General features: G+C 70.7%; 19 protein-coding genes and 3 pseudogenes (1 of these 22 only partly in view). 8 read left to right on the plus strand and 14 right to left on the minus strand.

The window, feature by feature from the left end:
* The first annotated feature begins 62 nt into the window (after positions 1-62).
* Both D474_RS33635 and D474_RS0122285 read left to right on the plus strand, forming a co-directional pair.
* Positions 63-368 carry a type II secretion system F family protein gene (locus D474_RS33635; RefSeq protein WP_017615706.1) on the plus strand — a complete coding sequence of 102 codons (306 nt, stop codon included), beginning with the start codon at positions 63-65 and terminating at the stop codon, positions 366-368.
* 15 nt (positions 369-383) lie between these two features.
* The gene (locus D474_RS0122285; protein WP_026118711.1) at positions 384-1,079 is read left to right on the plus strand and encodes a type II secretion system F family protein; all 696 of its coding nucleotides are present in this window, start codon (positions 384-386) and stop codon (positions 1,077-1,079) included.
* Between the two features lie 14 nt (positions 1,080-1,093).
* Here D474_RS0122285 and D474_RS0122290 read toward each other — a convergent pair whose 3' ends face one another.
* The 6 genes from D474_RS0122290 to D474_RS0122315 all read right to left on the minus strand — a co-directional run bounded on the left by D474_RS0122290 (position 1,094) and on the right by D474_RS0122315 (position 6,785).
* Positions 1,094-1,531 (minus strand): hypothetical protein, encoded by a 438-nt coding sequence (locus tag D474_RS0122290; protein ID WP_017615708.1) that lies wholly within the window; start codon positions 1,529-1,531, stop codon positions 1,094-1,096.
* 61 nt (positions 1,532-1,592) lie between these two features.
* On the minus strand, positions 1,593-2,060 hold the full coding sequence (locus tag D474_RS32840; protein ID WP_040704207.1) for a hypothetical protein: 468 nt from the start codon (positions 2,058-2,060) through the stop codon (positions 1,593-1,595).
* A 48-nt stretch (positions 2,061-2,108) separates the two neighbouring features.
* Positions 2,109-2,420 (minus strand): pilus assembly protein TadG-related protein, encoded by a 312-nt coding sequence (locus D474_RS34465; protein ID WP_449289367.1) that lies wholly within the window; start codon positions 2,418-2,420, stop codon positions 2,109-2,111.
* Between the two features lie 6 nt (positions 2,421-2,426).
* Entirely contained in the window at positions 2,427-2,759 is a 333-nt protein-coding gene (locus D474_RS0122305) for a TadE family type IV pilus minor pilin (protein WP_017615710.1), read from the minus strand.
* A 16-nt stretch (positions 2,760-2,775) separates the two neighbouring features.
* Positions 2,776-2,913: a DUF4244 domain-containing protein gene (locus tag D474_RS31290; protein ID WP_017615711.1), complete on the minus strand. Its 138-nt coding sequence runs from the start codon at positions 2,911-2,913 to the stop codon at positions 2,776-2,778.
* Positions 2,914-4,466: 1,553 nt separating this feature from the next.
* Positions 4,467-6,785, minus strand: coding sequence for a DEAD/DEAH box helicase (locus D474_RS0122315; RefSeq protein ID WP_017615712.1), 2,319 nt, complete (start codon positions 6,783-6,785; stop codon positions 4,467-4,469).
* A 235-nt stretch (positions 6,786-7,020) separates the two neighbouring features.
* Here D474_RS0122315 and D474_RS0122320 point away from each other — a divergent pair, with 235 nt between their 5' ends.
* Both D474_RS0122320 and D474_RS29675 read left to right on the plus strand, forming a co-directional pair.
* Positions 7,021-7,368: an STAS domain-containing protein gene (locus D474_RS0122320; protein WP_017610938.1), complete on the plus strand. Its 348-nt coding sequence runs from the start codon at positions 7,021-7,023 to the stop codon at positions 7,366-7,368.
* 13 nt (positions 7,369-7,381) lie between these two features.
* Positions 7,382-7,947 (plus strand): annotated as a pseudogene (locus tag D474_RS29675) (ATP-binding protein).
* Between the two features lie 71 nt (positions 7,948-8,018).
* On the opposite strand, the gene D474_RS0122330 reads toward D474_RS29675, so the two are convergent.
* The 3 genes from D474_RS0122330 to nth all read right to left on the minus strand — a co-directional run bounded on the left by D474_RS0122330 (position 8,019) and on the right by nth (position 10,766).
* Positions 8,019-9,197 (minus strand): MarP family serine protease, encoded by a 1,179-nt coding sequence (locus tag D474_RS0122330; RefSeq protein ID WP_017615714.1) that lies wholly within the window; start codon positions 9,195-9,197, stop codon positions 8,019-8,021.
* 21 nt (positions 9,198-9,218) lie between these two features.
* Positions 9,219-9,875 (minus strand): NUDIX hydrolase, encoded by a 657-nt coding sequence (locus tag D474_RS0122335; RefSeq protein ID WP_017615715.1) that lies wholly within the window; start codon positions 9,873-9,875, stop codon positions 9,219-9,221.
* A 156-nt stretch (positions 9,876-10,031) separates the two neighbouring features.
* A complete protein-coding gene (nth, locus tag D474_RS0122340) occupies positions 10,032-10,766 on the minus strand; it encodes an endonuclease III (protein WP_017615716.1) in 735 nt (244 codons plus the stop codon).
* 279 nt (positions 10,767-11,045) lie between these two features.
* Here nth and D474_RS0122345 point away from each other — a divergent pair, with 279 nt between their 5' ends.
* Positions 11,046-11,732, plus strand: coding sequence for a Crp/Fnr family transcriptional regulator (locus D474_RS0122345; RefSeq protein ID WP_017615717.1), 687 nt, complete (start codon positions 11,046-11,048; stop codon positions 11,730-11,732).
* A 101-nt stretch (positions 11,733-11,833) separates the two neighbouring features.
* Here the strand turns inward: D474_RS0122345 and D474_RS0122350 are convergent, their stop codons facing one another.
* The 4 genes and pseudogenes from D474_RS0122350 to D474_RS31295 form a co-directional block, all read right to left on the minus strand.
* Positions 11,834-12,640, minus strand: a complete 807-nt coding sequence (locus D474_RS0122350; RefSeq protein ID WP_017615718.1) for an MBL fold metallo-hydrolase — start codon at positions 12,638-12,640, stop codon at positions 11,834-11,836.
* Between the two features lie 42 nt (positions 12,641-12,682).
* Positions 12,683-13,500 (minus strand): annotated as a pseudogene (locus D474_RS0122355) (NUDIX hydrolase).
* A gap of 72 nt (positions 13,501-13,572) precedes the next feature.
* Positions 13,573-14,034, minus strand: a complete 462-nt coding sequence (locus D474_RS0122365; protein ID WP_017615721.1) for a RidA family protein — start codon at positions 14,032-14,034, stop codon at positions 13,573-13,575.
* Entirely contained in the window at positions 14,034-14,207 is a 174-nt protein-coding gene (locus D474_RS31295; RefSeq protein ID WP_017615722.1) for a DUF4177 domain-containing protein, read from the minus strand. Before D474_RS31295 ends, D474_RS0122365 begins: the two co-directional genes overlap by 1 nt.
* Positions 14,208-14,348: 141 nt before the next feature.
* Here D474_RS31295 and D474_RS0122375 point away from each other — a divergent pair, with 141 nt between their 5' ends.
* Positions 14,349-15,395: an ArsA-related P-loop ATPase gene (locus D474_RS0122375; protein WP_017615723.1), complete on the plus strand. Its 1,047-nt coding sequence runs from the start codon at positions 14,349-14,351 to the stop codon at positions 15,393-15,395.
* The gene (locus D474_RS0122380; protein ID WP_017615724.1) at positions 15,392-16,552 is read left to right on the plus strand and encodes an ArsA family ATPase; all 1,161 of its coding nucleotides are present in this window, start codon (positions 15,392-15,394) and stop codon (positions 16,550-16,552) included. The genes D474_RS0122375 and D474_RS0122380 overlap by 4 nt, the downstream gene beginning before the upstream one ends.
* A 39-nt stretch (positions 16,553-16,591) precedes the next feature.
* On the opposite strand, the gene D474_RS0122385 is transcribed toward D474_RS0122380, so the two are convergent.
* Positions 16,592-16,906 carry a WhiB family transcriptional regulator gene (locus D474_RS0122385; protein WP_017615725.1) on the minus strand — a complete coding sequence of 105 codons (315 nt, stop codon included), beginning with the start codon at positions 16,904-16,906 and terminating at the stop codon, positions 16,592-16,594.
* Positions 16,907-17,343: 437 nt separating this feature from the next.
* Between D474_RS0122385 and D474_RS29680 the strand changes: the two are divergent.
* Positions 17,344-19,089 (plus strand): annotated as a pseudogene (locus tag D474_RS29680) (penicillin-binding protein); it runs 581 nt beyond the window's last position.

A 19,089-nucleotide genomic window follows, 5' to 3' on the forward strand; every position in this document is an offset into this window, starting at 1 on the left:
GCACGGCGGCCGAGAGCGATCCGGACCTGGCCGCGCTGTCGTACCTGGCGGTGTGCTGGGACGTGGCGGCGGAGACCGGGGCGGGTCTCGCCACGGTCGTGGACGGGTTGGCGGAGAACCTCACCGAGCAGGAGGAACAACGCGCCGAGGCGTTGGCCCGCACCGCGGGACCGCGGACCACTGCGTTCGTGCTCGGTGGACTGCCGGTGGTGGGGGTGCTCATGTCCGGAGGGCTGGGCGGTTCTCCCCTGGCGTTCCTGTTCACGACCCCGTTGGGCCTGGCCTGTCTGGTGGGCGGGGTCGCGTTGGACGTGCTCGGTGTGTGGTGGACGGTGCGGATGCTGCGGGGCGCGATCGCAACGCGGTGAAGGGGTGAACGACCGGTGGGGCTCGCGGTGTGTTCGGCCCTGTGCGCTGCAGGGGCGGTCTGGCTGCATTCCGGAGGTGGGCGACGCCGGTTGCGTGCGTTGACCGGCGATCCAGCGCCGGGCCGGTCGTTCGCTCCGGTGGTACGCACCGCCGCCGGTGCGGGTGCGTCCCTGCTGGCCGTGGGCATCCTGGGGGCGTTCGGCGGGCTCGTGGTACTCGGGGTCGCCGGGGTGCTGTGGTGGCGCCTGCGCCGCCCGCGCCACCGGCGCCTGCCGGTGACCGAGGACCTCCCGGTCGTCGTGGGGCTTCTGGCGGCCGGGATGCGTGCCGGCGCCACCCTGCCCTCCTGCCTGACCTCGGTCTCCCGGGCGGCGCGGGGCGAGCTGGGCACCGAGTTGGCAGGGGTCGCAGAACGCCTGCGGCTCCGGGCCTCTCCAAGAGCGGCATGGGACAGCCCCGCCCTGCCGGCACCGCTCGTCGCAGTCGGGCAGGACCTGGCCCGCGCTGCGGACACCGGCGCTCCGGTCGCTGACCTGTTGGACCGGCACGTGATGGACCTGCGCCGGGCCTGGCGTGCGGCGGGGGTGGCCCGCGTGGAGCGGTTGTCGGTGCTGGTGGTGGCGCCGCTCGGTCTGTGTTTCCTTCCGGCTTTCGTCCTCATCGGCGTGGTTCCGGTCGCCGCGGAGCTGCTGTGGACCGCCCTCGGCTGATCCGGGGTGCCAGGTCAGGCCTCGTCCTCGCTGAGCCCGTCGATGATGTCGTCCAACACCAGCGCCCGGTCATGATCGGACATCAGGCGTAGTTCACGGAGCGCGGGAAGGGTGTCCACGCTCGTGGCGCGGGCGCTCTCGACCGTGCACACCCTCATGCAGTGCTGGGTGGGGACACCCCAGAAGTCGCGCTCGTCGATGGGGGCGATCCGGTAGACGTTGGCCGGGTAGCGCGGTGTGCGCCCGGGTGATCTCCACTGTTGCACCCGGGCAAGGACGAATCCGGTGATGAGGGAGTCGAACATGCCGCCCGAGACCAGGTCGTCGAGGGCCTCGTGGTCACCCTCGCCCCGGCACTCCTGACACCCGGCGAGCTCGGCACGCAGAAGCCAGCGGGCGCGCGCATGGCTCACCTCGGTGGTACGGAGTTTGCTCGGGTGTCGGTGTCCCATACCTACGGAGGGTACGGCGCTTCGGGGCGGGGTGTGCGGGGGCGAGGTCCCGCGCCGTGCGTCAACCGAACCGCCGTGCGGACGGCCGTCGGCGACGTCCCAGGTAGGGCTCGGGGAAGCGGGGCCAGCCCACCGACAGACGGAGGCCGAGAACGAGGAGCGCCAGCACCGCGAGGAGCCCGGTGGAGACCCGCCCGAGGGTTCCCGAGGCGGTCACTGTCGGCTCGGGGCTGGTCACGTAGCGGACTACCGGGGCCGCCTCGCGGGGAGGCTCCGACGCAGCGCCCGGCGTGGGGGACGCTGCATCTCTTGCGGCGGAGGGTGAGGGCTCCGGTTCCGGTTCGGAGGTGGGTGAGGGGCGACCCCGGTCGGAACCGTACTCGTCGGAGACCAGGACGGGACCGGGACCGCTGTCCGCGAGGACGAGTGAGGCCGGCCAGGGTTGGGAACCGGGGGCGGCCGGTTCGGTGGCGTGCGGTGGCGCCCCGCAGAGCAGCAGGGCGCACACCAGGGTCGGAACGGGGCTCATCGCTCCACCTCGGACGTGTCGGCTTCGTGGGCCGGACCGGCGCGGGCGTCAGCCCTCACTTCGCGGTCCAGGACGGTCGAGGACACCGTGACCGTGACGTCGACGGTGTGGCCGTTGAGTTCGCAGGAGACGAGGGAGGCGTCGTTGGCCTCGGCGGGGGGGCNNAGCCCCGTCACAGGCCTCGGATGCACCGTGCACTGCTCTGGCCGCGGCGGCCAGAGCAGCGAGGTCGGCCGCAGTGGTCGCACGGTCCCGATCGAGGCGGGAGGCCGCTACCGCGGCGGCGGCGAGGGTGACGGACCAGAGGAACAGGCAGAGGCAGACCCACCAGACGGTGGCCGACCCGGTGTCGGTACGCACGGCGTCTCACCCGCCCACCTCCGCCGGTCCCGGCTCCACGGGGACCGCCGCCGTTCCACGCAGTTGCACGGGGACGGTGACGACGGAGCCGACGGTGAAATCGGCACGGACGGTCACCCGGGACATGTCCGGGCCCTCTTCGAGGTCGATGTCGGCGCCCTCGGGAGCGGCTGACAGGGCCAGTTCCCGTGCACGGTCGTCACTCTCCCCCCGGGCCAGGGCACGCGCTCCCACACGTGCCGCGTCGGAACAGGCGAGCTGGGCCGAGGCGGCGAGCACCACCCCGAGGCACAGGGCCAGCAGGAGCAACAGGGACGGCAGGACCATCGCGGCCTCCATGGTGATCGATCCCCGGTCACATGCCCGAGTTGAGGGCGTCGACGACGATGTCGGTGAGGACCTCAGTGACCGTGCCGCCGGTGAGGATGACGTAGAGCACACCCGCGAACGCCACCGCTGTGACCGTGCCGAGTGCGTACTCCGCCGTCGACATCCCGATGTCGCACCGTGTGCCTCGGCGCGGCCGACGGCGCCACGGCAGACGAAACCCGGCCCCCTCCGCGAGGAGCGCACACCTCTGCGCGGTGCGCCAGGCCCGTGTGCGTGCACACACGTGTCCGAGCCCCACGACGACGCGGACCCCGGGGCCGCCGGCCTTCGGTCCGGGTCCACCGGAGGGTGCGCACACCGGTGCGGGGCCGTCGTCACCCGGAGGGCTGTGCCGGGCAGACGTACCCGACCCCTGGGCCTCGGAAAGCGTCCCCGCACCGGGCTCCCCCGCGGGTGACGGCCGCGAGCGCACCGCCCCGCGCGACGCGCAAGCGTCGTCGCGCGGAGGCCGCGGGGACGGGACCAGGGCTCCGGCCCCCGTCCCAGAACCCGAATCCCGCCCGGAGCCGCTGGGGGTCCCGTCCCAGGAAGACACCTCGGCGTCCTCCTGCACACTGCTCGGCGCGAAGACACCGCCCTCCGGAGGCTGCGGAAGCGGAACCCAGGCACTGCTGTGGGGCGCACCTGCGGCACATGTCTGCCGATGCGGCTCACATCCCGTGTCGCCTCGGGCCCCGACCGCTCCGCACGAGCGGTCGGGGCCGGCCGATTCCGGCAGGGACGGGCACGGTTCCCCCGCGTCCACCGGGGTGGCCGGCCCGCCACGGACGGCGGGCACCTCTGCGGCCGGTCCGGTGTCCGGGAGCTCACGGCGTTCCGGATGTGGTTGTCCCGCCCCCTTCCTCGGACGGAACGGGACGGGTGTGTCCGGGGTCGGCGGAGCGGGTTCCGGGTCGGCGGGGTGTTCGGGACGCCCGGGCAGATCCGGAAGGCCGTCCCGGAAGCGGCTGCCTCGACGGGGAGGGCCGAGCGGACCGCCATTCCTTTCCGCTGCGTCCGGCGGGAGGGCGATGGCCCCCGAGCCGCTGAGGGGCAAGGGACCGTGCGCCTCGGTCGCCCGCCCGCGTGCGACCGGTGCGGAAGGGTGAGCGTCGACGACAAGGCCACGGGGACGCCCGTCGCGGCACTGCTCACCGACGTGGTCGGACCCGGGCAACACGAGCTGCCGGGCGTGCGGTTCGTAACGGCGGGCGCGGGCCGCCCGGGTCGGCCGCGTCAGCTCGGGCCGACGAGTACGACTCGAGGATCCCGTGCCACAGGATCCGGGTGCGGGGTGGGGCATGCGTACGGCCATGGGAGCCTTCCTGCTCGGAGAGTGGACCGTGCGGGGTCCGATCCATTCCAGGTTCGATCGGCCGGGACCTGAGCGGAAGGTGTGATTTCCGAGCTGTGGACAACTGGGGGACCCCAGTTCAGAGGCCCGTGTGAAGGCGGCCGGCGGCGCGATCGGCCTGCCCCGGCAGACCCGGGACACCGCAGGCCGAGTGTGCGCTGCACCCGCGATCGAAACACCGGGCCAGGACAGCGGGGTCCTCGGTGCCACAGCATGAGGCCACCCCTCGGCACGAGCCGGGTGACCGCTGATCGCGACCTTCAGGCGCAGACGAGAGCCACTGGGACCTCGACCCACGCCCGTCGCCCGAGCTCGCGGGAGCGTCAGGGGCCGCTCACAGATTGTGGACGGTCATCCGGCCCCTCGAGTACTGCGTCCAACAACCGCAGCGCCCCCGCCTTGTCCAGCGGTTCGTTGCCGTTCCCACACTTGGGCGACTGAATGCACGATGGGCACCCCCGTTCGCACTCGCAGTCGGCGATCGCGCCGCGCGTTGCCGCCAGCCACTCCCGGGCGGCGGTGTACCCCCGCTCGGCGAATCCGGCGCCGCCCTCGTGCCCGTCGTAGACGAACACGGTCAGCTTCCCGGTGTCCCCGTGCACGGCGGTGGAGACCCCACCGATGTCCCACCGGTCGCAGGTCGCCAACAGCGGCAACAGCCCGATCGCCGCGTGCTCGGCCGCGTGCGCCGACCCGAGCAGCGGCACGTCCTCCCCGCGGAGGCGCTGCTCCGCCCCGTCCGGCAGCGTCCACCACACCGCGCGGGTGTCGAGCGTGCGCTCGGGCAGATCCAGCGGCTGTTCGCCGAGCACGGAACCGGTCCGCACGTCCCGCTTCAGGTACCCGACGACCTGCTGGACCACCTGCACTTCGCCGAAGTGCACGATGGCACCGCTCGGCCAGGTCCGGCTGCGCAGCGTCCGGCGCACGGTGATGTCGGTGGTGTCCCGGGCCCAGGTGCTGTACGGCGGGTCCTCGGCGTGCACGAGCGCGACGCCTTCGTCCAGATCGAGGTCGTCGACGAGGTAGGTCTCCCCCTGATGGAGGTAGACCGCGCCGGGATGCACGGTCCCGTGGGAGGCCGCTTCGTCGATCTCCCCCAGCAGCTGGCCGTTCGCGGTGTCGACGATCTGGACCGGGGTCCCACCGGAGCCACGGATATCGGCTAGGTCACTGGCGCGTTCATGACTCGTCCAGAACCAGCCGCGCGGACGCCTTCTCAACAATCTCTTCTCGACCAGGGCCCCCAGGCGCTCCTCGGTACTGGATCCGAACAAGGGGAAGTCCGCGCGCCCGATCGGGATCTCCTGGGCCGCCGCACACAGGTGCGGGTCCAGGATGTGCGGGTTTTCCGGGTCCAGAACCGTCGCCTCCACCGACTGACCGAAAATCGCGGAGGGGTGGTGAGCGAGATAGGTGTCCAGCGGGTCGTCCCGGGCGATGAAGGCCGCCAGCGCGTTGCCGCCACCGCGCCCTGCACGGCCGGCCTGCTGCCACAGCGATGCCCGTGTACCGGGCCACCCGGTGATGAGCACGGCGTCGAGCCCGCTGATGTCCACCCCGAGTTCCAGGGCGTTGGTACTGACCAGCCCGAGAAGCGCACCCGTACGCAGCGCCTCCTCGAGTTCGCGCCGCTCCGAGGCCAGGTAACCACCCCGGTAGGCGGCCACCCGGTCCGCAAGATCCGGTCTTCCGCGGTCCTGCAGCATGCGCTGCGCACCCAGCGCGACGATCTCCGCGCCCTGCCGCGACCGCACGAACACCAACGTCCGCATCCCGTCCCGCACCAGGTCGGCGAGCATCTCTGCCGCCTGGGAGGGCGCGGTCCGCCGGATGGGGGCACCGTGCTCGCCCGTCAGATCGGTCAGTTCCGGTTCGACCAGCGCAACCGACATCGACGGCCGCGGGGAACCGTCCTCCGTTACAGCGGTGACCTCGGCTCCGGTCAGTCGCGACGCGCTCTCGGCCGGGCTTCCCGAGGTCGCCGAGGCCAGCACGAACGTGGGTTCGGAACGGTAACGGGCGCAGATCCGCCGCAGCCGCCGCAGGATCAACGCGACGTGGGAGCCGAAGACCCCCCGGTAGTGGTGGGCCTCGTCGACGATCACGTACTTCAACCGCCGCAGGAACCGTGACCAGGCCGCGTGCCGGGGCAGCATCCCGTGGTGGAGCATGTCCGGGTTGGTGAGCACGTAGGTCGCGTGCTCGCGTACCCAGCGGCGGTCCTCGGCCGGGGTGTCACCGTCATATACGGCCGCCCTGACCTCCGGAAGTTCGAGGTCCGATATCCAGCGCAGTTGGTCGTGCGCCAGCGCTTTGGTGGGCGAGACGTAAAGCACCGTCCCACCGGAGTCGATCGCCTCCACAGCGGGCAGGAGGAAGGAGAGTGACTTTCCCGAAGCAGTACCCGTGGCTATGATCACATCACGGCCCGAGCGGGCCAGGTCTGCGGCGGTGATCTGATGGGACCACGGTTTTGTGACCCCACGGGCCACCAACCGTTCGACCAGGGGCGGGGCCACCCATTCCGGCCAGTCCCCGCTCTCCCCCTCGCTCCGGGCCACCCGCTCGATGTGGGTCACCTGCGGGTAGGGGGTATCGTCACGCCACACCCCGGGGAGCACGGGCTCCGACCGTCCCATCCGAGTACCCCTCCTCAGTGGATTCGCTGTCGGCCCACGAGGCCCCGACCGAGCGTGGGGCGCTGATGGACATCCGGTTTCAGTGTGACACCCGGGGGAAGAGAGGCGCGGTGCCACGGGTTTTCTGTGCATGACAGGAAGACTCGCCCGGCACCCGTGGTTGAATGCGTGCTGGTGGGGTAACGCCCGGCAGAGATCATTCGCGATGAATTCGCGGTTCGGCGCTGGAGGACTAGTGGACTTGAAGCTTGATCATTACACCGAGGGCGACACCGAGATCGTCGTCGTTGAAGGTGAGATCGATGTCTATACCGCGCCCCGGCTCCGCGAGCTGCTGATCGACCTGGTCAACAAGGGCAACTTCCACCTCGTGGTCAACATGGAGAAAGTGGAGTTCCTCGACTCGACCGGGCTCGGTGTGCTCGTGGGCGGGCTGAAGCGCGTCCGTGCTCACGACGGGACACTCGACCTCGTGTGCACGCAGGAGCGCATCCTCAAGATCTTCCGGATCACCGGCCTGACCAAGGTCTTCGGTATCCACAACACGGTCCAGGAAGCCATCGACAAGCGTTCGTCGAAGTAGCCCAGAGCGAGCGATGGCAACCATCACGCTCACGATCAGCGCGCTCCCGGCCCACGTGCGCACGGCGCGGCTCATGGCTGCGACGGTCGCCCGGCGGGCCGGTATCGCCGCCTCCGCGATCGACGAGATCAGGCTGGCGGGCGGGGGGGGGNGGCGGTCGGAGAGGCGTGTTCCCGGGCGGTGGCCGCACACAAGGTCCACTGCCCCACACAGCCGATCCTGCTCCAGCTGATCGACGGCAGCGGACCCGACACGTCCTCGGAACCCGGTGACGGCACAGCCGAGAAGCTCCTGCGTGCCAACGGCATCACCACACGGCGTTTCGAGGTCGTCGTCACCGACCGTGCCCCCGCGAAGGGGACCGAGGAATCCGCCAACCCGCCGCCCCTCGACGGGTTGTTCCTCGACGGCGACGACACCCCTCCCGGCGGGATCTCCGGTTTCTCGCCCGGCCTGGGGCTGGCGGTCATCACCGGTCTGGCCGACGAGGTCAAGATCGAACCCGATGACGACGGCACGGTCGTACGCATGAGCTGGCCCGTGCTCCCGGACCCCTCTCCGGACCCGGGCGCGAACTAGGGCATGAAGGACATACGAAGGGGCGCCTCTCCCGAGCGGGGGAGGCGCCCCTTCCGTGTGCCCTCAGGGGGTCAGTCGCAGCGCTCCGCGGAAACCTCTGCGTCGTTCTCGAGGCCCTCCCGAGCGTTGTCGGCGACCTCGTCGGCGGTGAGCACGTACCCGGTCTCGTCCTCGTTCGTGGCGGCGGCGAACACCACCCCGTAGACACTGCCGTCGGGTGCCAGGAGCGGCCCGCCGGAGTTCCCGGGCCGCACGACTGCGCGCACCTGGTAGATCTCGCGGCTCACCTGGGTCTCGTGGTAGAAGTCCGGCCCCTGAGCCATCTGCTGGGCCCTGATACGCGCGGGGACGGCCGTGAAGCCGCTGTTGCGGGGGAACCCGGCCACGACGGCGTCGGAGCCCTGATCGGCCTCGTGGTCGAAGTCCAGGGGTTCCACTTCGAGGTCGGGCACGCGCAGCACCGCGAGGTCCTGCTCGGCATCGAACAGCACGAGGGTGGCGTCGAGCTGGTGGCCGTCGCGGGTGACCACCCGAAGGTCGTCGGTGACACCGGCGACGACGTGGGCGTTGGTCATGATCCGGTCGTCGCCGTAGGCGAACCCGGTTCCCTCGACCCGGCGCTGGCAGGACGGTGCGGTCCCGAGCACCTTCACCACGCTGCGGCTGGACTCGATGAGTTCTGGAGTGGTGAGCACGTCCGGGTCGGGCGGGTCGACCTCGGCGAGCTCACCGGTCCCCAGCCCACTGAAGACCTGCGGGAACGCACTCTGGTCGACGGTTCGGCGGAACTCCGAGAACCCCTGGTGGGCGGACTCGGGCACGAGCGAGTCCACCGCCTGCAGGATCCGAGATTCCTTGACCTGCTGGGCGACCATCGGAAGGGCGGAGTTGGCCACGGTGCTGCCGATGAACCAGGCCACGAGCAGGACGGAGAGTCCGCTGACGAGGGCCCCGCCGATCGCGTCGAGGACCCTGGCGGAGTCCCAGGTGACCTTGTTCCGCAGGAGGGTGCCCACGTACGAGGAGATGAACTGGCCGAGCGCTGCGGCCAGGAAGACCACGGCGATGGCCAGCAGCGCCTGTTGCCCCGGATCGGCGAGCCACCCCTGGATGAGGTCGGGAGCGTTCAGTGCGGCGAGGACCCCTCCGCCGATGAAGCCGGCGAAGCTGAACACCCCGACGATGAAGCCCTGCCGGTATCCGGTGATGGCAAAAAGCAGGAGCAGGACGACCAGGACCAGGTCGAGCACGGTGCCCTCCAAACGTGAGCGTCAGCCGACCGGCCGTGGGCCTTGCGGGGTCGCCTCGAACACATCGGTGAGACCCTCCCTGCGCCAAGGAAGTTCCCACCCGCCGAGGCCGAGGAGGCTGTCGACGACCGCGCCCGTGAAACCCCAGACGAGCATGCCGTCCACGCGGAAGCCCGGACCCCACCGGGGGCCGCCCCCGTAGCGCACCATGACGCGGTTGTCGGGGTCGGCGAGGTCGGCGACGGGCACCCGGGAGACGGCGGCGACCTCGCCGGTGTCGGTGGGCCGCACCTCGCAGGGGTCGCGCCACCAGCCCAGGACGGGGGCGACGCGGAAGTCGCTGAACTTCAGGTAGAGCTCGGGCAGGCGCCCCACGACGTCCACCCCCGTCCGGACGAGGCCGGTCTCCTCCTCGGCCTCGCGCAGGGCCGCGGCCTCGGGCGAGGGATCGGAGGGCTCGATACGCCCACCGGGGAAGGCGGGCTGCCCCGAGTGCCGGCGCAGACCGTCGTTGCGCTGGATGAGCAGCACGTCGGGACCGGCAACACCCTCACCGAAGAGGATGAGCACCGCCGACTCGCGTCCGCCGCCTCCGGCTGGGGGACGCATCTGCGGGGGGACGGCCATGGTCTGGGCGGAGTCCGCGAGCGCGGCCAGCCAGAGCGGGGTCGGATTCATGCTTCGGACCTGTTCCGGGGATCGTCGCGCCGTCGTGTGGACTGTGAACAGAGTACAAACCGCGATCGTGTGCTTCCGGTTACGGCGGAAATTCTGTGGACAACTCCAGCAATCCGGTGGCTCAGTGGCCCCGGGCCGAGGGCGCGGTTCCCCCACTCAGGCGAACGAGCGCATCTTCAGCAGCTTGGTCGCCGTGGCTTCGTCGGTGGGCCCCTCCCCGAAGGCCGGGCACAAGGGCGCCAGCACACACGCTCCGCAGGCGGGCTTGCGCGCGTGGCAGACCCGGCGTCCGTGCCAGACGACACGGTGTGACAGCATCGTCCAGTCGCGCTTGGGGAACAGCGCCCCGACAGCGTGCTCGACCTTGACCGGGTCCGTCTCGTCGGTCCAACCGAATCGGCGGACCAGACGCCCGAAATGGGTGTCCACCGTGATACCGGGCACATCGAAGGCGTTACCGAGCAGTACGTTTGCGGTCTTACGTCCTACACCGGGTAGTTTGACCAGGTCGGCGAGGTTTCCCGGAACTTCGCCGCCGTGCCGCTCGCACAGCTCCTGGCCGAGCCCGATGAGATTGTTGGCCTTGGCCCGGAAGAACCCGGTCGAGCGGATCATCTCCTCCAGCTCCTCGCGGCGGGCCGAGGCGTAGGCCTCGGCGTCGGGGTAGCGGGCGAAGAGGGCGGGGGTGACCTGGTTGACGCGCTTGTCCGTGCACTGCGCCGACAGGATCGTCGCGACCAGGAGCTCCAACGGCGTGGTGAAGTCCAGCTCGGCATGGGCATCGGGGTGGAGCTCGCTGAGCTCCCGGTACATCTTGCGTGCGCGGCGCACCAACGCCAGGCGGCTCTCACCGGTGGGGGTGACCGTGTCCGGGTCCGTGTCACGAGGCATCGTCACAGGGTAGACGCCCGGTGTGCACCGCGGTCCGGCTCGGGCCCTGCGGGGCGGATCCGGCATCGAGCCGCTCGATGTCCGGGATTATGTACCCAATGTCCGGTGGCACGGCGCGGACGGCCCTGATACAGGCCGATGTGCGACTAGGATCGCATGGGCTGACGTCGGCTGTTGTGGGCGCGTTGTCTCCCGGCGGACAAGCCGAGGTAACGGCCTGGTTTCACACCCGGGTGCGATATACGTCACACTGTTGACGGTCAGGTTTTAGGAGGACGTGTGGTGGACGAAGTCAACGAGGTGCTGCGGAAGGCCCCTCTGTTCGAGGCGCTGGACGAAGAGGACACGGCGGCGCTCCGCTCCTCCGTGAGCGAGGTCCGTCTGGGCCGCGGCCAGACCCTGTTCAACGAGGGGGACGAGGGCGACCGCCTGTACGTGATCCTCAGCGGGAAGGTGAAGCTCACCCGCACCGCCGTGGACGGCCGTGAGAACCTTCTCGGCGTGCTCGGCCCCAGCGAGATGTTCGGTGAACTTTCCCTGTTCGACCCGGGCCCCCGCACTGCGAGCGGCGTCGCCGTCACCGACTCGGTGCTGGCCGGCCTGGGCCACGACGACCTGCGGCCCTTCCTCTCAAGCCGGCCGCACGTGTCGCTCCAGTTGCTCAAGTCGCTGGCCGGCCGCCTGCGCCGGACCAACGACGTCATGGCCGACCTGGTCTTCACCGACGTTCCGGGTCGTGTGGCCAAGGCCCTGCTGGAGCTGGCCGACAAGTTCGGCAAGGAGGGCGAGGACGGCCTCCACGTGCACCACGACCTCACTCAGGAGGAGCTCGCCCAGCTGGTCGGGGCCTCCCGCGAGACGGTCAACAAGGCACTGGCCGAGTTCGCACTCCGCGGCTGGCTGCGCATCGAGGCCAAGGCCGTGGTGCTGCTCGACGTCGAGCGCATGCGCCGCCGCGCCCGCTAGGCCGGAGCGCAGGCCCGCAGCAGGACGACCGAGGGCCCCGAACCGCCGGGACGTGCACCGTCCCGAGGGTTCGGGGCCCTCGACGTGTGGGGCGCAGAGCCTCAGGGCTCCACGCCGTCGGGGATCTCGCCCATCGACACCAGGTAGCGCAACTGGGCCTTGACCGACCACAGGGCAGCGAACGCGAGCTCTTGGGAGATGTCGGGGTAGACCCGCGCCACGACCTCCTCGGCGGTCCCCGCTCCGGCGTTCACCGCGTCCCGCACCTGCGCCAGACGCGACTCACGGTGGTCGATGTAGTGCTGCAACGCCCGCGCGGGCGCATCGAGGATCGGGCCGTGGCCGGGCAGGAGCACACGCACCCCGTGCTCCTCCACGACGTCGCGCAGCCGGTACAGCGACCGCATGTACGGGGCGAGGCCGTCGTCGCCGTCGATGACGGTCGTGCCGTGCCCCAGGACGGTGTCGCCCGTGAGGAGGGCGCCGTCGGCCTCCAGGAGGAAACAGACGGAGTCGTCGGTGTGCCCGGGGGTGGCCACCACCTCGAGCTCCAGGCCGTCCACCGTGAGCGTCTGGCCGTCCCGCAGGCCTCCTCCCGCGACGCGCACGTCGGGGTCGACGGCGTGGACGGGGGCCCCGGTCAGCTCCGACAGGTACTGGGCGCTGTCGGCGTGGTCGGGATGGCGGTGGGTGAGCAGCCCGGCCTGCACTCGTCCTCCCTGTTCCTGGACGGTGCGGGCCACCCGTTCCAGGTGGCGTTCGTCGTCGGGTCCGGGGTCGACGACCACGACGCCGTGGGAGCCGGGCCCCCGCAGGACCCAGGTGTTGGTTCCGTCGAGCGTCATCGGCCCCGGGTTCGGGCACAGCACACACGTGGCTCGCAGCGTGCCGGAACCGTCGATCCTCATCACACCTCGCTTCGCTCGCGCGAGCCGGCGGGGCCCGAGGGCCTACCCGAGGGCGAACTCGACCCCGCTGGGCAGGACGGCCCAGACCTTTCCGTCCTTCTCCCGGATTTCCGGCTCGATGGGGACGATATCCCGTCGTGTCTCCCAGACCCGGCGCAGGGTTCCCCGCTCGGCGACCTCCGCGCAGTTGGCGACGGTCGGGGGCAGCATGGGCATGCGTCCGGACTCCCACTCGGCCTGGACGGTGGCCGGATCGGTCCACGCGGTCAGGTCGGCCTCACCGCCCACGTCGCGTGCGGCCTGACCGGGCGGGAGTTCGGCCACGAAGAAGTAGGTGTCGTAGCGGCGCTTCTCGGCCTCGGGGGTGATCCACCGGGACCAGGCGTGCAACCATTCGGAGCGCAACACCAGGCCGCGGCGGGACAGCACCTCGGTGAAGGAGCAGGAGCGGTCGATCAGCCCGATGCGGTCGCGTTCCCAGTCCTGGGTGGAGGTGTCGACCGTGATGGCCTCCTCCCCGGCGCGCTCGGGTTCGCTCGCCAGCAGCACGCCGGTCTCCTCGAAGGTCTCGCGGACCGCCGCGCAGACCAGGGCCCGGGCCATCGGCACATCCGTCCCGAGCTGCTGCGCCCATTCGGCCGGGCTCGGACCGGTCCAGGGCAGGTCCCCGTCCGCATCGCGCTCGTCGACCCCGCCACCGGGGAACACGTAGGCCCCCGGGGCGAAGCCCATCGACGCGACCCGGCGCATCAGCAGCACTTCCAGGCCACCGCCGGCCGCTGCCCCCCCGCCGGTGGCGTGCGCAGCAGCATGACGGTGGCAGCGGGACGGGCGGGGGCGACACCGTGCTTCTCGGGCATCGACGCTTCCTCCTTCAGGTCGAAAAGTCGCGCCGGGCCCGGGACGCCGCCTCCCGGATGGGGACGAACCGCTCAGCGGGCCTCGACGATCATCTCAACCTCGACCGGCGAGTCCAGCGGCAGGGCGGCCGCGCCGACCGCGCTGCGCGCGTGCACTCCGGCGTCCCCGAAGACCTTGCCGACCAGTTCGCTGGCCCCGTTTATCACACCGGGCTGGCCGGTGAAGTCGGGGCTGCTCGCCACGAAACCGACGAGCTTGACGACCCTGGTCACCCGGGAAAGGTCGCCCAGCTCGGCCCGCACTGCGGCAATACCGTTGATCGCGCACAGGGCCGCGAGGTCCTGGGCGGTCTCCGGATCGACGTCGGCGCCGACCTTGCCGGTGGTGGGCAGCTCGCCCTCGACGAAGGGGAGCTGACCGGCCACGTACACGTGGTCGCCGGTGCGCACCGTGGGAACGTACGCCGCGACGGGGGCGGCGACCTCGGGCAGAGTCAGCCCGAGCTCGGCGAGGCGCTCCTCGGGCGTGGCCATCAGGCTTCCCGCTTCATGTAGGCGACGTACTGCTGGTTGCGGGGGTCGGTGCCCTCCGGCAGGGGCGCGGGGACGACGGAGACGAGCTCCCAGCCGTCCTGGCCCCAGTTGTCCAGGATCTGCTTGGTGGCATGCGACAGCAGCGCCACGGTCTGGTACTCCCACTTGGTCATACGGCTTCCCCCATCGGTTCGCTTGGCGGCCCCGCGGGACCGCTTCTCGACGCCGCTCACCCTACTTTCCCCACGGCCGGGCACGCGCTGTGGCACGGACCGCCCGGCGCCGCCGTGACCGGCCCGCATAGACTCCCTGGGGTGAGTGAGTGTGAGCACCGATCACCCAGCTCCTGGGACCCGTGCGCCGATGCGCGGCTGCACATCGTCACCGGCAAGGGCGGTACAGGCAAGACCACGGCGGCTGCGGCGCTCGCGACCGCGCTGGCCTCCGGAGGAGGCCGGACCCTGCTGGTGGAGGTCGAAGGGCGACAGGGAGTGACGGCCCTGTTGGAACGCTCCCCCCTCCCCCACGAGGAACGCCCGATGCTGTCGGCTCCGGGCGGCGGCACGGTGTCGGTGCTGGCGGCCGACCCCGAGTCCGCGCTCATGGAGTACCTGGAGCTCTTCTACGGGATGCGCCGGGCCGGCCAGGCACTGACCCGCCTGGGGGCGGTGGACTTCGCGACGACGGTGGCCCCCGGGGTGCGCGACGTCCTCCTCACCGGCAAGGCCACCGAGGCGGTACGGCGGCGCGAGGGACACCGGGGGCGCATGTCCTCGACTCCTCCCGGATCCCCGTTCGCCTACGACGCCGTGGTGATGGATGCACCTCCCACAGGTCGCATCGGGCGCTTCCTCGACGTCAACTCCGAGGTCGCCGGGCTGGCCAGGGTCGGGCCCGTGCACGACCACGCCGAGCGCGCAGCCGAGGTCATCAGGTCCGAGCGCACCAGGGTGCACGTCGTGACGCTCCTGGAGGAGATGCCCGCGCAGGAGACCGCCGACGGCCTCGACGAGATCGCCGGGCTGGGGCTGCACCCCGGCGCGGTGCTGATCAACATGGTGCGTCCGCAGCTGCTGGGCTCCGCCGACGTCGAGGCGGCCCACGCCGGAACCCTTGACCGCGCCTCCCTGGTCGCCGGGCTCGCCGCGGCAGGTCTGCCCGAACCCGGTGACCTCGCCGCGGGGCTCCAGGGCGAGCTGCACACCCACGCCGTCCGCACGGAACTCGAGGAACGGATCCGGGGCGAACTGGCGTCACTGGGACGTCCGGTCCTGGAACTGCCGCGCCTGGCACGCTGCTCCGGTGAGCAGGCCGTCCAGCGCCTGGCCGGCGCGCTGACCGAACAGGGGGTGCGCCGTTGACACCCGAGACCCTGGACGTGGACGGGCTCCTGGACGACCCCGCGCGCCGTGTCGTGGTCTGCTGCGGTTCCGGCGGTGTCGGGAAGACCACCACCGCCGCGGCCCTTGGCCTGCGCGCAGCCGAACGCGGACGCAGGACGGTGGTGATCACGGTCGACCCGGCCAGGCGGCTGGCGCAGTCCATGGGGTTGGAGTCGCTCGACAACACCCCGCGCCGCGTCCCGCTGCCCGAGGGGACCCCCGGCGAGCTGCACGCCATGATGCTCGACATGAAGCGCACCTTCGACCAGGTGGTGGAGGAGCACGCCGATCCCGAACGGGCACGGCAGATCCTGGACAACTCCTTCTACGAGACCCTGTCGACGAGCTTCTCGGGGACGCAGGAGTACATGGCGATGGAGCGCCTCGGCCAGCTGCGGGAGTCCGACGAGTGGGACCTCGTCGTGGTCGACACCCCGCCCAGCCGGTCGGCGCTGGATTTCCTCGACGCCCCCGAGCGGCTGGGCAGGTTCCTGAACGGGAGACTCATGCGCTTCCTGACCGCTCCGGCCGGTTCGGGACCCCTGCGGCTGTTGGGCGCCGGGGTGGGCATGGTGACGTCGGTGATCGGCAAGCTCGTCGGCACACAGTTCCTCAACGATCTGCGCTCGTTCACCGCCGCGTTCGAGACGGTCTTCGGCGGGTTCCAGGAGCGTGCCGAACGCACCTACCGGCTGCTCCAGGACCCGGGAACCGCCTTCCTCGTGGTGGCTGCGCCCGAGCCGGACGCGATGCGCGAGGCGGCGTTCTTCGTGGAGCGCCTGGATTCGGACCGGATGCCGCTGGCGGGCCTGGTGCTCAATCGCACCCATCCCCTCCCGGAGGGGCCTGCCGCACGGCTCGGCCCGGAGGAGGCGGAGCAGGCCGCGGAAACGCTGTCCTGTGACGGGGGGCACCCTGTGGCGGAGGCGGCGCTGCGCCTGCACGCGGAGCGGGCGCGCACGCGCGAGAGGGAACTGCTGCTGCGCGACCGTCTCCTCACGGCGCACCCCGGCGTGCGGGTGACGGAGGTGGCCGCTCTGGCCGGTGATGTGCACGACCTCACGGGGCTGCGATGGGTCGGCGCGCGGTTGGCCGGCGGGGGACCTGCGACCGAGGGGGCCGCCGACGCGGAGTGAGTGTGGCCGGGGACGCCATCCGTCATCCGTCGCCGCTGTTCAGGGGCCCGAGGCGGACTGCGCAGCGGCGTAGCGGGCCGGGTCCTCACCCTGCCTGTCGGCCTGTTCCAGGAGGTCGCCCCAGTCCTGGACGTCCGGATGCTTGCGCAACAGCGCACGCCGCTCACGCTCGGTCATGCCTCCCCACACACCGAACTCGACACGGTGTTCGAGGGCGTCGGTGAGGCATTCGATCCGTACCGGGCAGCCCCGGCACACGAGCTTGGCGGTGTTCTGCGCGGCTCCGCTGACGAACAGCGTGTCCGGGTCGAGCTCACGGCACAAGGCCCGGGTGATCCAATGGTCGGTCCGCATCTGCTGGCACTCCCAAATCGTCGTGCTCGCGGGGTCCAAGAGGTGTCCGCACTCTGGTTGAGTGGAGGGGAAGGCCCCCGTCGTCGGGCAGGGGTGTCCGAATCGGTGCGGCACCGCCCACCCACCCCCGTGGCCTCGAACGTACGGATTCGTGACCCGCGCCAACAGAACCCACTCGACCCACTTTCCATCCAACCGAATATGGCCCGTCCGGGCCATTGCGCAGGGAACCCGCGCCAGGAACGAGGAAGCGGCAGCAGCGGCCCACAAGCCCGGCCAACACGGGGTTCGGGTCCTGGGTGCCGTGACAGGATGGATCCGGGCGAACGGGGCTCGCGACGGTGTGGCGATCGGTGTGGTTCAGACCCGTTCTGGGTGGAACACACCACTTCGAGCGCGCACGGTCACTTAGTCTTGATGGGGTGGGTCAGGGGACATTGCTTCAACGAATCAGCCAATTGGTACTCGTCAGCTCGATAGCCGGGCTCCTGGTCGCCGCGCTGGCCCTCCCGGCCGTCGGCGGCCTCGGGATCACCGCTCGGAACATCGCCGGCGGGTTCTTGGACATGCCGAGCAACCTGGAGACGCCGCCTCCCCCGCAGCGCTCCACCATCTACGACGCCGACGGCGGCGTCGTCGCAGAGATCTTCGACCAGAACCGTGAACTCGTCGAACTCGACGACGTCTCGGACGAGATGGTGCACGCGATCCTCGCCATCGAGGACGCCCGCTTCTACGACCACGGCGGCCTCGACGTCTCCGGCACCCTCCGCGCCGCCATCCGCACCATGGGCGGAAACACCGAGGGTGCCTCATCCATCACCCAGCAGTACGTCAAGAACGTGCAGATCGAAGCGGCCACATCCCAGGAGGAGCTGGACGAGGCACGCGAGGAGACCGTCTCCCGCAAGATCCGGGAACTGCGCTACGCGGTCGCCCTGGAACAGCGGATGAGCAAGGACGAGATCCTCGAGGGCTACCTCAACATCGCCTACTTCAGCGACGGCGCCTACGGCGTGGAGTCGGCGGCCCAGCACTACTTCCAGAAGTCCGCGAGCGAACTCGACATCCACGAGGCCGCCACCATCGCCGGCCTGGTCCGCTATCCCTACCTCTACAACCCGCGCTTCTTCCCCGAACAGAGCCTCGAACGGCGCGACACCGTCATCGACCGCATGTCCTCGGTCGGCTTCATCACCGAGGCCGAGGCCGAGGAGGCCAAGCAGGAGGAGCTCGAGCTCGAACTCGACACTCCCCCCAACGGCTGTGTGCCCAGTGACCAACCCTACTTCTGCGACTACGTGGTCCAGGAGATCGAGAAGGACGAACGCTACGGGCCCAACGAGACCGAGCGGGCACGCTGGCTGCGCACTGCGGGCCTCGAGATCCACACGACCCTGGACCCGCAGACCCAGGAGGCCGGCCAGGAGGCCGTCGACGAGTGGGTCCCCCGTGAGAACGAATCGCGCAAGGTTGCCGCTCAGGTCATCGTCGAACCGGGAACCGGCCGCATCCAGGGCATGATGCAGAGCCGCAACTTCGGCCCGGACGAGGGCAACATCGGTGAGACCTCGATCAACTTCACCACCGGCTCCGACCGGGGCGGCAGCACCGGGTTCCAGGCCGGGTCGACGTTCAAGGCGGTCGCCCTCGCCGCCGCGCTCGACCAGGGGATGCCCTTCAGCACCAACTACGACTCGCCGTCGTCGACGACCGTGACCGGTCAACGCTCCTGCGACGGCGGCTCCCTGCCGTCGTGGTCGCTGAGCAACGCCGGCGAGAGTGACGGTGGCAACCACGACATGGTCTCGGGGACCCAGCAGTCCTCCAACACCTTCTTCGCCCAGCTCCAGGCCGAAGCCGGACTGTGCGAGACCATCGAGATGGCCGAGACCCTGGGCCTGGAACGGGCGGACGGCACGCAGTTCACCGAGAGTGACAACACCCTCGCCAACAACAGCTTCACCCTCGGCAGTGAGGAGATCGCACCGATCGACCTCGCGGGCGCCTACGCGACCTTCGCGTCGGGCGGGGAGCTGTGCGAACCGCAGGCCATCGACCGGATCGTGGACCACCAGTCCGGCACCACGATCGACATCGAATCGGAGTGCGAACAGGTCATCGACGAGGATGTCGCCGACGGGGTGAGCTACCTGCTGTCGCAGACGTTCAGCGGCGGCGGG

Source organism: Nocardiopsis salina YIM 90010, assembly GCF_000341025.1.
In the GTDB taxonomy this organism is placed as follows: Bacteria; Actinomycetota; Actinomycetes; order Streptosporangiales; family Streptosporangiaceae; genus Nocardiopsis; species Nocardiopsis salina.